The organism is Pseudomonas sp. LARHCG127 (assembly GCF_052871455.1).
Map to the genome: position 1 here is coordinate 377,505 of NZ_JBIXJT010000001.1, position 13,991 is coordinate 391,495.

The window sequence follows — 13,991 nt, forward strand, 5'->3', positions numbered from 1 at the left end:
CTTGCGATGCTGAAGGTCTCCATGAGTTTGAGTGCAACCTCCGTTGAATGCGCCCATCTGCATCTGAATGAAATTGATCGGATGTTCGAGATTTATTCTGCGTCCTACTCCGACACCTCGCGAGTAAGGTTCGATCAGGATTTCAAGGAAAAGACCCACTGCATCGTTTTACGGGATGCGGGTGAAATAATCGTCGGATTTACCACGCTCAAACTGTATGAAAAAACCTGGGCCGGCAAACCGATCAGGGTGATTTTTTCGGGCGATACAATCATTGATCGTGAACACTGGGGAAGCCAGCAATTGGCTTTCGCCTGGATGCGACTGGCGGGGGACATCTGGCAGGAGCAGTCTGAAATCCCCCTCTATTGGTTTCTGATCTGCAAGGGTCACCGGACCTACCGTTATTTGGGCGCCATGGCTTTGAACTATTCGCCCCGAGCCGGGACGATGACAAATCCTGGCGTTCAGGCACTGATGGATCACTTGGCAATCGATCGTTTTGGTGAGGCCTATGATCCGAAAACGGGCGTTCTGTCCTTCAAGGTTCCACAAGGTCGGCTGACCGCGGAATTGGCGCAGGTTCCAGCGGCTCACCTGCGTCTGGCAAACGTAGTGTATTTTCTGGAAAGAAACCCTCTTTACGCATCGGGCGATGAGTTGGTCTGTTTGTGCGAGCTGCACCCCAATAATTTTCGGCCGATGGTGCTGCGCTTGTTTGCTGGCGCTCAACCATCGCCATGCTGATTCGCCAGGCAAGCGCCGCGGACAACCTGAAATTACTCGACTTTCAGGCGCAGCGGGCGATGCAGGGTGGTTTGCCGATGCGGTTTGACCGTGGGCCGGACTATTTCGCGCTGCATCATTGTCACGCCACGGACCATCGAACCTGGATAGCCGAAAGCGAGGTGGGGGAACTCAAAGGCATCGCCAGCCTGGTGGTCCGCGATGGCTACCTTAATGGCGGTATCGAGCCTGTGGCCTATCTGGGGGATCTGCGGCTGGTGCCCGACAGACGCCTGTCGAAGTCGTGGATGGCTGAGGTCAAAGTGCGGCTCGAAGCGTTGGCCCGTGAAACCGGTGCTCTGCACGCTTATTGCTGTGTCATTCGCGGCAACAGGCTCGCAGTTCACTCGCTTCTGGGTGGGCGGCGAGCCAATCCGCTCATGCTTTCGCACTGGCGCGGCTATAGCAACGTCTCCGTATATGGTCAGCGGGGGTGGAGTCGCGCGCCAAGAACGCCGGAAAACGTCCGCATCGTTCGAGCCCAGCCGGCCCATACGGATGCACTGCGGGCATTTCTCGATCGCGAGTCGACAGGCCAGCCCTTTGGTTGCGTCTTCAGTGAAGCGCAGTTCTCGCGACGCCTGGAAACCTGGCCGGACTTCGGAATCGAGTCATTTCTCCTGGCCTTGGACACCCGTAACAATGTGCTCGGTTGTGTCGCCCCTTGGGATGCCGGGCGTATCAAGCGGGTGGTGCTGGAAAAACTGCCCATGGCACACCAGGCACTTCGCCTGGCTTTCAACGCCTGCGCGCCAGTCTTGGGGCGCCCTGCCATTGCTGCACCTGGCGAGGCGCTGCGGGACATCTACCTGACGCATTTACAGGTGCGGCAGCGAAACCCGCACATTTTCGCTGCACTGCTGGATGCCGCGTGGGTGCGCGTTCGCGGTCAGTACGCGTTGATGCAGATGTGCTTGTATGACGATGATCCGCTTTGGGCCGCCATGAGCCGTTATCGTAGCGTCGCCATCCCCATGGACCTGTATACGGCGCCCTGCATCGGCGGTGCGTCAGCGTTGGCACCGATGGAGGCGGCGCGTATTCCGGGGTTTGAGATCTATCTCGTCTGATAGCCCCGGCCGGGCTTGGTCTCGTGCAGGACGTTCAACAGCGCCAACCAAAAACGGGTTGTATCAAATCCACCACCGCCCAAGACAGGCTGGCCGTGATCGAGGTGCGGCAGGCAAATCTGCGGCATGCCATCGACTCGTTGATGGTCGAGGTAAAACTGACCGTCATGCGCCCAGCCGGGTCGCAGCGCATTGAGGCGTGCGTGATGCGTGTCAAGAGCAAAGCAGGGCGCGCAGGTCCAACTGACGACATGCGCGCAATGCAGGTCGGCGGCCAGATGGTCGAGCAGGAGAGCAATGTGCGGGTCGCGCAGGCGGCTGATGTCTCGTGCGCCATCGGCCACCCAAGGCATTCTGGCAAACACTCGACGAATGCGATCCAAAGGATATCGTTGGGCCGGTTGGTGCGTGCTGCAACCCAGCACCTCATCCATCACCGTCGACGGGCCTGCCGGAGGTTGCACCAACGCAACGCCGTCACACGCCTCACTCAAGACGCTGTTCCGTGAGATTGCCGCAAGCGCATCGAGCCCCCCCTTGCTGTGAGCCAACACAACGAATCGCTGGCCTGGCTGGAGTTCGGCAGTCAGTACCTTGTCGATAGACGTTCCTTGAGCCATCACCCCACGGGAAGAGCGCACGGGCATGCGCAGGACCTGATAGTTCGAGCGCCGTAGCGTCTGGGCGCAATCTTGAAAACAACGTGGCAACCATTCGGAAAACAGTCCGCCAACCAGTACTACCAACGTACTTCGAGGAAGACGTGGCGCGGGGTCATGCCAGCACGCGATAAATTGCTCTGTCCAATCAAGGTGTGCAGCGGGTCTCGCCCATTGCGTGGCTGGAAAATGAAGCGGCCATTCGTCAAAGCCTTCTGGCACCCAGGTTTTTTTTCCCGACAAGGAGGGCCTCACGGCGTGGGCCCAGCGTATTCATCCAGCCTGAGACGAGCCGTTTCCAGGGCTGCACTGTTGTCGAGCTTATTGGGGTGAAAGCCAGGAATGAACCAGGCCAGCCAGCTCGAAAATGCCCGGGTCAGTGGGCCAGGATTCACAAACAGCCACCACTGCAAGCGCGCCCACCCTCGCCAGTTACGGCGTTGCCCATCAGTGCCTGCAAGTTGGTAGATGAAATACAGCAGATCGACTGCGAAGTATGCGGTCATTACCAGCATGATCCCGCACCGCATCAGGTATCGCCAAAGTGGACGACGCACAACCAGACACAACACGTCGTAGGCGACGGCCTTGTGTTCGGTTTCTTCTATGGCATGCCAGCGCCATAGCATGGCCATCGTCGAATCGGCGCCGTTGAGAACAGCGGGATTTCGCAAGAGTTGGTCAGAGAGAATGGCGGTGAAATGTTCCAGGCTGGCGGCCATGGCCAGGCGAGTCGCTGGCGACAATCGATTGCCAACTTCCTGTCGGCGCAGCAGCAGTTTTTCCAGCGCTTCAACCGGCGCGCCTTGTGCCGCGAGTCGCTGGTTATACAGCCTGTGCTCGCGAATATGCGAGGCCTCCTGATAAACAAACGCTTCAACCGCGTCGCAAAGCGAACCCTCTGTTTCTATCTCGGTACGAAAATGCGTGACGCTATCAATGAACAGCTTTTCGCCGAGTGGAAACATGATCGACAGGCCATCAAAAAAACGCGTGACGTGGGGCCAGTCACGGTACCAATAACGGGGAATACGCTCATCGAGAGCAAAGCGTACGTTGCGGCGGGAAATATTTGCGGCGGGGGCTTTTGCCGCCGGACGCCAGGATAAAAGGCCTTTGAGATACGACATCATCGACGGTGCGGCCCTGAAAAAACGACAGGCTATCTCTTTTGTCATTGATCGTGTAAATGGATATCCGACTTTCCATGGGGCCTCTTATGCGCAGTTCCGGTGATACTTCACCCTCTCGTCGTTACGACTTGGCCAATCTGTGTGTATTGATGCTGCAGACATTCGTTTGGGGGGCGACGCTGACGTGGTTGTCATCCACGGATGCGGGGTGGTTCAAGTGGCTTGTGCTGATTCCTTTTTGCCTGGTCATGCAAGGGGTCTTTTCGATGATGCACGAGGCCTTTCATGGGCTGGCCCATAGTAAGAGCAAGCTGAATTACTTCGTGATGTGGTGGGCTTCGACCCTGTTTGGCGCGTCGGCTACGCTCATCCATATCAACCATCTTGGGCACCACACGCGTAATCGCACCCGAGCGGAACTGGCTGATTTTGCCAGCGCAGACGAGTCGTTGCTGCGCAAGCGAGTCGAATACTATTTCGCGATTCTGGGCGGTATCTGGCTCGCGGCATTTATTGGCAGTCTTTTGTTGCCGTTACTGCCGGCGCGTATCACTGACCGGTGGTCGCAAACCGCCGAGGTCAACACCTATGCGGCCGCCTTCAAGGACTTTTCCAAAAGCGATTTCAGCCGTATCCGGCTGGAGGTGATCGCCAGTGTCGCGCTGTGGTTATCGGTCGGGACAGTGTTGGGGTGGAAAGGGCATGTCGTCCTGTTGACCTACATCGCCTTTGCTTTTTCCTGGTCTTCGCTGCAGTGGGTCTACCACATGCGCACGCCGTTGGACGTGGTTGAGGGGGCCTACAACATGAGGGCGCCGCGCCTGGTCCGTTGGGCCTTTCTGAACTTTAACTACAACCTCACCCATCATCGACAATCACAACTGCATTGGCAGCAGATGCACCGGGCATCGAACCTGAAGGAAACCCGGCCATTGTGGTTTGGCTGGCTCCAGGTTTTCTTGCCACCCCAGCGTCTACCGGATGACCTGACGCAACTCGCCAAGACCTACTTTTGATGAGTGCCGACAATGGCGTCAAGCGCACGCTGTGGGAGCGCTTTATAGAAAGCGCGCAACCCCTGCTTGATCAATGGCACGAGCAACTTGAGCAGCCAGAATTGGCGCAAGAGCGGCTATTGCAACGATTGCTGAAGGCCAACAGTGATTGTGCGTTCGGGCGTGCCCACAACTTTGCGGGTCTCGCTGATTCAGCGCAGTTTCGCGACAACGTCCCGATTCATGCCTACTCACAACTGCATCCCTGGATAGAGCGAGCTCAAACTGAATCGGAATCGATTCTGACTTCCCGGCCGCCGCTGTTCTTCGAGCGTACGAGCGGTAGCAGTGCGCTGCACAAAGCGATTCCTTATACCCGCGACTTCCTGTCTGAAATGCACAGTGCCCTAGGCGTCTGGCTTGCGGATATGTACCGTCAAGTCCCGGGGATCAGTCATGGCTCAGGCTACTGGTCAATGTCACCCCCCTTGCAAGTACCGGTGATGGGCCCTAATGGTATTCCCGTTGGTTCAGCCAGTGATCTGGAATACCTGAAGGGCAGCAGCATTGCGGGACTGGCCGGAACGTTGTTGATTCCAGCGTTTGCCGGTGATCTGTCCAACTGGCGTAGGCAGACGCTCCTGGCGTTGGTGGCAGACGCTGATTTGAGTTTTATCAGTGTCTGGAGTCCTACGTTCTTGACCAGTTTGTTGCAGCCAGTGTTCGGTGGTGGAACCGCTGAGCACGAGCAGACGTTTGCTTGGCTGGACGATGCGCTACCCGCCGCCCGCAGGTCTGCGTTGCGCCGTGCGCGAGCCCAAGGTGTCTGCACTGAGTTATGGCCACGGCTGGCAGCCGTCAGTTGCTGGATGGATGGCCCCAGCCGCAACTACTACAGGCCATTGGCGGCGCGCTTCCCCCAGGCGCAATGGTTACCCAAAGGTCTGTTTGCCACCGAAGGAGTGGTCAGCGTGCCATTCGGTGATGAGCCGGGGTGTCCCTTGGCGATTGGCAGCCATTATCTTGAGTTTGTCTGCGAAGACGGTTCGCTACGCAATGCCCACTCCCTGCGCCTGGGCGAAAGCGCGCAAGTCCTGCTGACAACCGGTGGCGGCTTGTATCGCTACGCATTGGGGGACCGAGTCCGAGTCGTCGGCATGCTGGGGGCTACTCCGCGTGTAGAGTTTGTGGGGCGTACGACGGTGACCAGTGATCTGGTCGGAGAAAAGCTTGATGAGCACATCGTGCAAAGCATTTTTGACCGTTGCATCACCACGGCAGGGGCTGCTTGCCTGATCCCCAACGCCTCGGCCATGCCACCGCATTACCTCGCGCTGGTTGCGACCTCTGACGACCTGGATGCAGGCGCATTGGCCCTGGCGGTCGAATCGGAACTGTCCAACGCCTTTCATTACAACCAGGCACGCCGACTTGGGCAGTTGGGGCCGCTTCGGGTTCGCTTGCTTAAAGGCAGCGCTGATGTGTTGGCCCAAGTACTTCAACAGGCGGCGGAGTTAAGCGGTATCCGCGCCGGTGACGTCAAACCTCGTCCATTGATCAATCGGCTTGAGACAGCCGAGGCCATTCTCGCGCTAACGGAAAGCTCATGTCGGCATCTTTGAATACCCATCTTGAAGCGCCTTGCGATGGAACCCTCGAACAATGGTATGTGGCTTGCGCCCAGAAAGAACTGCGCAAGAACAAACCTTACCGGGCAAGAATCCTCGGCCTGAACCTGGTGCTTTTTCGTCAGCGTGATGGGCAGGTAGCGGCGTTGCTGGACCAATGCGTGCATCGGGGAACCCGATTGTCCGCCGGCAAGGTTTCCGATGATTGCCTTGTCTGTCCCTACCATGGCTGGCGCTACGATGCCCAAGGGCAAGTGGTCCACATCCCCAGTCTCGGCGCTAAACAGTGTTCATCGACATCAGGCGAGTATCGCTATAAACAACGCCATTTTGCCGTGCAGGAACTCGATGGCTTGGTCTGGGTATACACCGGTGCGGGTGACCCACAGGCCAAGCCGCTATTCAGGCTGCCGGCTTACGCCGACAAGCGCTGGCAGACCTACTTCATGATCAATACCTTCGAGGCCGACGTCGGCAGCCTGGTACAGAACTTCATGGACGTGCCCCATACCGTATTCGTGCATGAGGGCATTTTCCGTTCCAGCACGGGTCGTCCGATGGACGCCACGCTCGCCTGTAAAGCGCGGAGCATTGAAGTGACCTATCACGACGACGGCGACAAGATTGGTGTGATGAACTGGCTGAGTAATCCCGACGGCGAGCCGCTGGTTCACACCGACCGTTTTTTTGCGCCCAACGTCACGCGCTGTGACTACCAGTGGGGCGAGCGCTCGGCTTTTTTGATCATCAGTCAAATTACCCCAATCGATTCACGTCAGTCGCGCGTCTATACCTACATCGCCTACCGCTTCCGACTGCCCCGCTGGGTCCTTCGGGGGTTGCGTCCGTTCATCCATCTGTACACCCGCATCGTCATTCGCCAAGACGTGAAGATCATTCAAGCACACCGACAAGGCCTTGATAACGCTCCGGATTTCAAACCATCCAATGTGCAAGCGGATGCCATACATGTCGGTGTCGAGCAGTTACTGGCGGCGGTCAGGCTAGGAGAGGATTTACCGCCGGCACAGCGTCGTGAGAGCCGGATACGGTTTGAGCTTTGATGGCGGCGACAAAATACGAGGCATAAACCTGAATCAGGACCAGCTAAATCCCCAGCCACTTGGCCGGGCCGGATCGCGAGACGATATTAACAGGCGTTTATCTTGGGTGATGCTACTGTTACATCGCTACCTGCGGCGGGAGGCGACCGCTGACGGAAGACCTATATCGGACGTGAATTCTTCATTGGCCAGGAGGCTAGCAACATGTCAGCACAATCCCTCACGCACCTGCTTATCGATACCGATGTCGATTTCGACGACTACATGGCCATCTCGTATTTGCTGAAGCATCCTGCGGTCAAGGTCGAAGGCATCACCGTGACAGGGGTGGGCGCTGTTCACTTGAGTCACGGCGTTGAAAACATCAGCAACTTTCTCACCGTGTTCGATGACCCGGAGATCGAGCGCATCCCCGTTGTCGCTGGCTTTCAGCGGCCCATGGTGTACAGCAATACCTTTCCCTTCGAAACACGCCAGGCAGCGGATCAACATTACGACGCGTCGTTTCCACGGACAAACCTGAACCCCACGCGGACCGATGCGGTCGCGTTCTTAAGGGATACATTGAAGAACGCCGATCATAAATTTACGGTATTGATGATCGGTGGCGGCACGACCTGGGGGCATTTGTTTCAGCAGGCTCAAACCGATCACGCATTACAAGACTTGTTGCGCAGCAAAATAGATCGCATCGTGATGATGGGAGGCAATTTGTTGCCGCAATACGTCCAGCCCGGCGCGGGCGGCAATATTATTGATGCTCTGGGCAAGACGCCTTACTACACCAATCAAGTGGCCGAGTGGAACATCTTCCTGGATCCGCTTGCTACCCAATATGTTTTTGATAGCGGGATTCCAGTGCAATTGGTTGCGCTGAACGCTTGTAACCAGATACTCATTACGCCGGATTTTCTGCGACAACTCTCCAGAATCAGCAACCCGGTTGCCCAATTCCTCACGCAGGTCCTGCAAAGCTCGACCATCGCCCCCGGTATCGGCGCTTATCTGTATTTTTGGGACCCGTTGGCGGCCATCGCGATAACCGACCCTCGGTTTCTCCAATTTACCCGTTATGGCCTGCGGGTCGAGCAAGAGCTGAACGAAGAACAGGATACGAGCGGGCAGTTGATTCCGGATGACGCTGGCGCTCCGGTCGACATTGCCCTGGGAACGTCACCTGGGTTCGTCTTGTCGCTTTACCTGGGCACTATTGCCGGGAAGTCGGCCGAGGCCACGACATCGATAGCAGAGTAGTAGGCCGTCCAAGAATCTCCCTTCGTCTTGTAAAGTGGCAACCTGACTGAGCCGTGTCTATTGTCTCTGGCGACAGATAGCTATCGGAGGCATCGACATGACTCAGATCATTTCGCCCGCCGCTTCAGCTGTGCGGAACACGGGCATGGTCGCCACAACTTTATGGGGCTCGGACAAAATCGGCGGTATCGCGGTCGATCCGGACGGTACTCTCTGGCTTGGCGCTTATAGTCGCCTGGGGCTCGGCGGCGAAGAGGATTCAGGCTTCACCGGTAGCCTGGTTCGGTTCAATGCCGATGGTAGCCTGGACCGCAACTTCAGTGGAGATGGTAAATCCCTCCTCCCTGTGGCGCTCGATATCGAGGACGGCGGTAATGCCGCCGTGCAGCCGGGAGGGGGCTACCTGGTGACGCGCTACGTGAAAGTAGGCGACGCCTGGGTGTCGGGCATCAGTCGTCACTTGGCTGACGGCAGCCTCGATACGAGTTTCGGCAACGGCGGCACCGCGACAGTGCCTTTCTACTGGAATGAAGACCTAGGCCAGCAAGCGTCGTTCTCCGTGCAACGCGACGGCAGCTTTTTCGCAAGCGCTGGGTATCCCTCCGGGGAGATTTACATCGCCCGCTTCGACGCGACGGGGACCTTGCTCTCGTCTTTCGGCGAGGCTGGGGTCCTGCACTTGCCAGCGTCCGTTGGCATTCACCCCAGCCGCACGCTCGACGTTTCGCTGCAGGCAGACGGGAAGGTTTTGGTCACGGGGCAAGCGACCCTGACCCGCCTCAACCCGGACGGCACCCTGGACAGCAGCTTTGCAAACGGCGGCAGCCTGGCCCTGGATGTTCACGCAAATGCCCTCGTCATCCAGGATGACGGCAAAATCCTGCTGGCGGGCGCCTCGGGCGGTGTAGCGACCGTCATTCGACTCAACGTCGACGGCTCACTCGACACCGATTTCGGTGACCAGGGGCAGGTACGTTGGGGCTCGGAAAGCGCTCCTTTCGCCGTCGCCGACATGATCGTGCTGGCCGACGGCAAGCTATTGATCGGGGGAAGCCAAGGTACGAGCGCGGACGGTTATCTGGCCGCGTTGGTCCAGTTGAACCCCGACGGCAGCCTGGACCACAGCTTTGGCAATCCCGACGACGGTTATCACCACCTTGACGGTGGCCGCGATGACGACTACTTGCTAGGTACCGCCTCGTTCGACGATGCAATCTTTGGCGGGGCCGGTAACGATCTGCTCGATGGCCAGCAAGGTCGCGACCTGCTGACGGGCGGCGCCGGGGCCGATACGTTCCGTTATGAGTCAGTCACCGACAGTTACCGAACCGCAACCGCGGCCCATAGCAACCGAATCACCGACTTCGACCCCAACACCGACACGATCGATCTCTCGTCCCTGGGCTTCCTCGGGCTGGGTGATGGACATGACGGAACCCTGGCAATACGCGTCAATGAAAGCGGGACGCGGACCTACCTGAAAAGTTTCGAGGTCAACGCGGATGGCGAACGTTTCGAATTGGTCTTCGACGGTAACCTGGGGCAAGCGCTGAATGAAGCCAACCTTCTGTTTCAGCAACCCAGGTTGACGGGCACCGAAGGGGCCGATCATCTACAAGGCAACGCCCGAGGCGAAATCATCGAAGGGCGCGCGGGCGATGATCGCCTGTATGGCGCGTTAGGGAATGATGTATTGGTGGGCGGAGAGGGCCGAGATCTATTGGCGGGCGGCGGTAATAACGATGTGTTTCGCTTCGACTTGCTGAGCGACAGCTACCGTACCGCCACCGAAAATCACACGGATCGCCTGATGGACTATACCGTGGGGGAAGACACGATCGATGTGTCCGCCTTGGGCTTTACTCGGTTGGGAAATGGTTACGACGGCACGTTGGACGTGGTTTTTAATGAAGCCAAGGACCTGACTTATTTGAAGAGCTACGAAGCTGACGCGGATGGGGCTCGGTTCGAGTTGAGCTTGGTGGGGGATTATTCCGGGTATCGTAATTTGGATGTCGTCTTTGCCGAGCCGTTGGGGGAGGAGGCCGTTCAATTGGTCGGAGTGGCTGATAACTTCTGGGTGTAAAACGCAAATCTGGAAAAGGGGAGCGGACTGTACTGCTCTATGATTTTCATGGAGGTTCGATGATAGAAGGTCCGCTTCTGCGGGGCTTGTCCGGTTAGATGAACTTGATCAGCAGCGTGGTGACGGTGGCCACCGTGCCGATCATGTCGGTGGCGATCGCGACTGGATACCAGAAAGTTTCGCGAGAGAGTGGGTCATCGATGGCTCGCAGGCGCGCTGGTCGTGTGTACCTTGGCCAGGCGCAGGCGCCAGTCGCCGCCATGCCGGAGGCGGCATTCTTCTTCGGAGTCGAAACTGACGCAGCGGGCCATATGTACGCCGGCGTCGTTCAGGGCGACGGCGGTCAGCTCACGCCTGCGTTTGTCTGCCCCCGTTGAGAGGGCGTGTTCCTGGCTGGCGCGGCTGTCGAAAATCCAGATCACGCGCGGTGTGTCAGGCTAATTGAGTTGACGACATGGGTCTGCTGCGCAGCCCAGCGGGAGCAAGCTCCCTCGCCACAAAGGCAACAGCTTGCACCTGATGAACTGACCCACCACCGAACCGCTCTTGTGGCGAGGGAGCTTGCTCCCGCTGGGGCGCGAAGCGGCCCTGAAACCTGGCACCCTTGGCTTTGGGGAAAGGCGCGATAGTCGACGGTGTGGGTGAGCCAGGCGAAGCCCGGGATTTCAGGTTTGGCGGTTTCACAGGCTTCGGTCAGGGTGGCGATGAGACGACGCTCAATACGGGCGTCGTCATCGTTTCATGGTCCGGTCCATTTATTTCTGCATGCCGGTTGTTTCCAACGTCGAAGCAATAAGCTCGCGCAGCCACATATGGGCGGGATCGCGATGCAGTCGCTCGGGCCATAACATCAGCATTTCAAACCCGGGAATGGCGAGGGGAGGTGGCTGGACGTGAAGCGCTGGCTCATGTTTCACCAGGCTTTCCGGCACCACGGCAACCAAATCGCTGTGCGCCAATGCTGAGACCAGCGAGTTGAAATTGGACACGGACAATACCACTCGCCGTTCCAGACCTTCAGTTGCCAGCGCATGATCGGTACTGCCAACGAAGCCGGCGCCATCAGGTGACATGATGGCATGTTCAAGGGCGCAGAACGCTTTGAGCGACAGCTTGGTTGCCAGGGCGGGATGGTCGCGCCGCGCCGCCAGCACATAGCGTTCGTGAATCAAGGAGCGCTGACGCAACTTGGGCGGCGCTTCATCGCGAGTGTGCAGCGCCAGATCGATAAGGCCGTTTTCCAGATCCTTGGCATAGTCGCCAGTCGGTTTATTCATAAGCGCCAGCCGCGTGTACGGGGCCAGGTGCCTGAGCCGCGAGAGCGACGGCCAGATCAAGGCCGTCGTCGCATAATCACTGGCAGCGATCTTCCACGTTTGATCGGACCGTCCGGGTTCAAAAGCGGCAACAGGACTCAGTGCGCTTTCCAGCGCGGCCAACGCGTCACGCAGGGGCCCCTGCAATTCGCGAGCTCGCTCGGTGGGCGACATCCCTCGGGGGCCAGGGAGCAAAAGCGGATCATCAAGCAGATCTCTCAGCCTGCCCAATTGCAGGCTGACGGTCGGTTGCGCGAGATTGAGCAAGCGCGCCGCCCGCGTCACATTTTGCTCGGCCAACAAGGCATCCAATGTGACCAGCAAATTAAGATCCAGACGGCGCAAGCTATTGTGCATGCAAATACCATGTGTTTCGGGAATTCATTTCTATCATAGCGGATGCATGCTTACGCTGAGGGACAAACTCAACGCGGAGCCCTCATGAACATACTGCTGATCTACGCCCACCCCGAACCTCGTTCGCTCAATGGCGCGCTCAAGGATTTTGCGATCACTCACCTGGAAACAGCAGGCCACAAGGTCAAAGTCTCGGATCTCTACGGCATGGGGTGGAAAGCACCCCTCGATCCGGACGACGCCCCAGGTTTTGACGCAGAAACGCCTTTCAACCCGGCGCTTGAATCCCAGCGTGTATTTGCCGCTGGCAGCCAACCGGCGGACATCCAGGCAGAGCAGGCCAAATTGCGCTGGGCCGATGCCGTCATCTTTCAATTTCCGCTGTGGTGGTTCTCGATGCCCGCGATTCTCAAGGGCTGGATCGAACGCGTCTACGCCTACGGGTTTGCCTATGGTGTCGGCGAACATAGCGAAAACCACTGGGGCGATCGCTACGGCGAAGGCAGCATGACAGGCAAGCGCGCCATGTTGGTGGTCACAATGGGCGGTTGGGAATCCCACTACAGTGGCCGAGGGGTGAACGGCGCATTGGATGACCTGCTATTTCCCATCCAGCATGGGGTGCTTTTCTATCCTGGCTTCACGGTCATGCCGGCGTTCCCGATTTATAAAACCAGCAAGATGGACGCCGCCCGGTTTCAATCCATTTGCACGGCTTATGCCGCTCGCTTGGATAGGCTTTTCAGTGATCAACCCTTGCCATTTCGGCGCCAGAATCACGGTGATTACGAAATTCCGGCGTTGACGCTTAAATCGCATATTGCAGTTGGTCGTTGTGATCTTGGTATTCATGTCAGTGACGGTGAGAGGGTTTGAGGTGAAGCGTGCATTGGAGGCTTGAGCCCAAGGGCGTTGGTAGTCGGGCCGTGTGCCTCAGGATTGATCATTCCTGGAGGTCAGTAATGACGGTCCCGGCGATGCTCTGGGCGAACCCTTCTCCGAAGAGCCTGGCTCCCGTCTATGAGCGAGAGATTATCTTCCGCGTACTCCAAGGCCCCCATGGCTGATGTTGCGGGACATCGCCGCGCCGGATACCGCGATGGCTCGAATCAACCTGGCAATCCAATGGAGCCGGCGCAGCTTCGCCGAGTCCATTGGTGTTGAGTGATTGGCGCAATGCGCTTCAATGAGCGTCTCGGGATTCCATCGTCACTTCAAGGCTGTCACCAATCTGAGCCCCTGGCAGTACCAGAAGGGGGGGCGCCTGCTTCAGGCCAGAACCTTGATGGCGAATGCCAAAAGAGTCATGGCGGCTGCCTTCGAAGTGGGCTACGAGAGCGCAACGCAATTCAGCCGGCATTATGCGCGGGTTGTTTGGACTTCCGCCTGGATAGGATGCCGGGAGGATACTTGGCAATATGAAGGTGGTTAGAGGCTAGTTGGTTGGTGGGTTGATGGGGGGATAGGCGACTTCCTTGGTCGGTGGCTTTGGCCGATTGCAGCTCTTCGTGAGAGGCAGCAATCGGCCAGGAGCGGCCAGTCGCCGTCTACTAAATCCAGGGCGATTCAGTGCGGAAAATAATACTTGTTATCATTTGAGAGCTGTGGAACCCCATCGTACTAATAGGGGGTTCGTCGGAAGA

At 57.9% G+C, this 13,991-nt stretch carries 11 protein-coding genes and 2 pseudogenes; 9 read left to right on the top strand and 4 right to left on the bottom strand.

The genetic code is table 11. The features are described 5' to 3' along the window. Positions 1–21 precede the first annotated feature (21 nt). Both ACIPQ1_RS01725 and ACIPQ1_RS01730 read left to right on the top strand, forming a co-directional pair. A complete protein-coding gene (locus ACIPQ1_RS01725) occupies positions 22–747 on the top strand; it encodes a hypothetical protein (RefSeq protein WP_446533455.1) in 726 nt (241 codons plus the stop codon). Next, positions 741–1,856, top strand: a complete 1,116-nt coding sequence (locus tag ACIPQ1_RS01730; protein ID WP_411387153.1) for a hypothetical protein — start codon at positions 741–743, stop codon at positions 1,854–1,856. Before ACIPQ1_RS01725 ends, ACIPQ1_RS01730 begins: the two co-directional genes overlap by 7 nt. On the opposite strand, the gene ACIPQ1_RS01735 is transcribed toward ACIPQ1_RS01730, so the two are convergent. Together ACIPQ1_RS01735 and ACIPQ1_RS01740 are read right to left on the bottom strand one after the other, a co-directional pair. Continuing rightward, complete coding sequence (locus ACIPQ1_RS01735) at positions 1,844–2,758, bottom strand: hypothetical protein (RefSeq protein ID WP_446533456.1); 915 nt, start codon at positions 2,756–2,758, stop codon at positions 1,844–1,846. The genes ACIPQ1_RS01730 and ACIPQ1_RS01735 overlap by 13 nt on opposite strands. Positions 2,759–2,766: 8 nt before the next feature. Beyond that, entirely contained in the window at positions 2,767–3,693 is a 927-nt protein-coding gene (locus ACIPQ1_RS01740; protein ID WP_446533457.1) for a metal-dependent hydrolase, read from the bottom strand. 41 nt (positions 3,694–3,734) lie between these two features. Here ACIPQ1_RS01740 and ACIPQ1_RS01745 point away from each other — a divergent pair, with 41 nt between their 5' ends. From ACIPQ1_RS01745 to ACIPQ1_RS01765, 5 genes are all read left to right on the top strand, one after another. Then, entirely contained in the window at positions 3,735–4,664 is a 930-nt protein-coding gene (locus ACIPQ1_RS01745) for a fatty acid desaturase family protein (RefSeq protein ID WP_446533604.1), read from the top strand. Further along, the gene (locus tag ACIPQ1_RS01750; RefSeq protein WP_446533458.1) at positions 4,664–6,265 is read left to right on the top strand and encodes a GH3 family domain-containing protein; all 1,602 of its coding nucleotides are present in this window, start codon (positions 4,664–4,666) and stop codon (positions 6,263–6,265) included. The genes ACIPQ1_RS01745 and ACIPQ1_RS01750 overlap by 1 nt, the downstream gene beginning before the upstream one ends. Next, positions 6,250–7,335, top strand: coding sequence for an aromatic ring-hydroxylating dioxygenase subunit alpha (locus tag ACIPQ1_RS01755; protein WP_250964453.1), 1,086 nt, complete (start codon positions 6,250–6,252; stop codon positions 7,333–7,335). The genes ACIPQ1_RS01750 and ACIPQ1_RS01755 overlap by 16 nt, the downstream gene beginning before the upstream one ends. A 204-nt stretch (positions 7,336–7,539) precedes the next feature. Further along, a complete protein-coding gene (locus tag ACIPQ1_RS01760; protein ID WP_446533459.1) occupies positions 7,540–8,589 on the top strand; it encodes a nucleoside hydrolase in 1,050 nt (349 codons plus the stop codon). 97 nt (positions 8,590–8,686) lie between these two features. Further along, a complete protein-coding gene (locus tag ACIPQ1_RS01765; protein ID WP_446533460.1) occupies positions 8,687–10,675 on the top strand; it encodes a M10 family metallopeptidase C-terminal domain-containing protein in 1,989 nt (662 codons plus the stop codon). A gap of 194 nt (positions 10,676–10,869) precedes the next feature. Here the strand turns inward: ACIPQ1_RS01765 and ACIPQ1_RS01770 are convergent. Together ACIPQ1_RS01770 and ACIPQ1_RS01775 are read right to left on the bottom strand one after the other, a co-directional pair. Further along, positions 10,870–11,100, bottom strand: a pseudogene (locus ACIPQ1_RS01770) (hypothetical protein); the annotation flags it as partial. A 330-nt stretch (positions 11,101–11,430) separates the two neighbouring features. Further along, on the bottom strand, positions 11,431–12,348 hold the full coding sequence (locus ACIPQ1_RS01775) for a LysR family transcriptional regulator (RefSeq protein WP_446533461.1): 918 nt from the start codon (positions 12,346–12,348) through the stop codon (positions 11,431–11,433). A gap of 84 nt (positions 12,349–12,432) precedes the next feature. On the opposite strand from ACIPQ1_RS01775, the gene ACIPQ1_RS01780 reads away from it, so the two are divergent. Beyond that, positions 12,433–13,224, top strand: a complete 792-nt coding sequence (locus tag ACIPQ1_RS01780) for an NAD(P)H-dependent oxidoreductase (RefSeq protein WP_446533462.1) — start codon at positions 12,433–12,435, stop codon at positions 13,222–13,224. Positions 13,225–13,352: 128 nt separating this feature from the next. Next, positions 13,353–13,742, top strand: a pseudogene (locus ACIPQ1_RS01785) (helix-turn-helix domain-containing protein); the annotation flags it as partial. Positions 13,743–13,991: the final 249 nt, after the last annotated feature.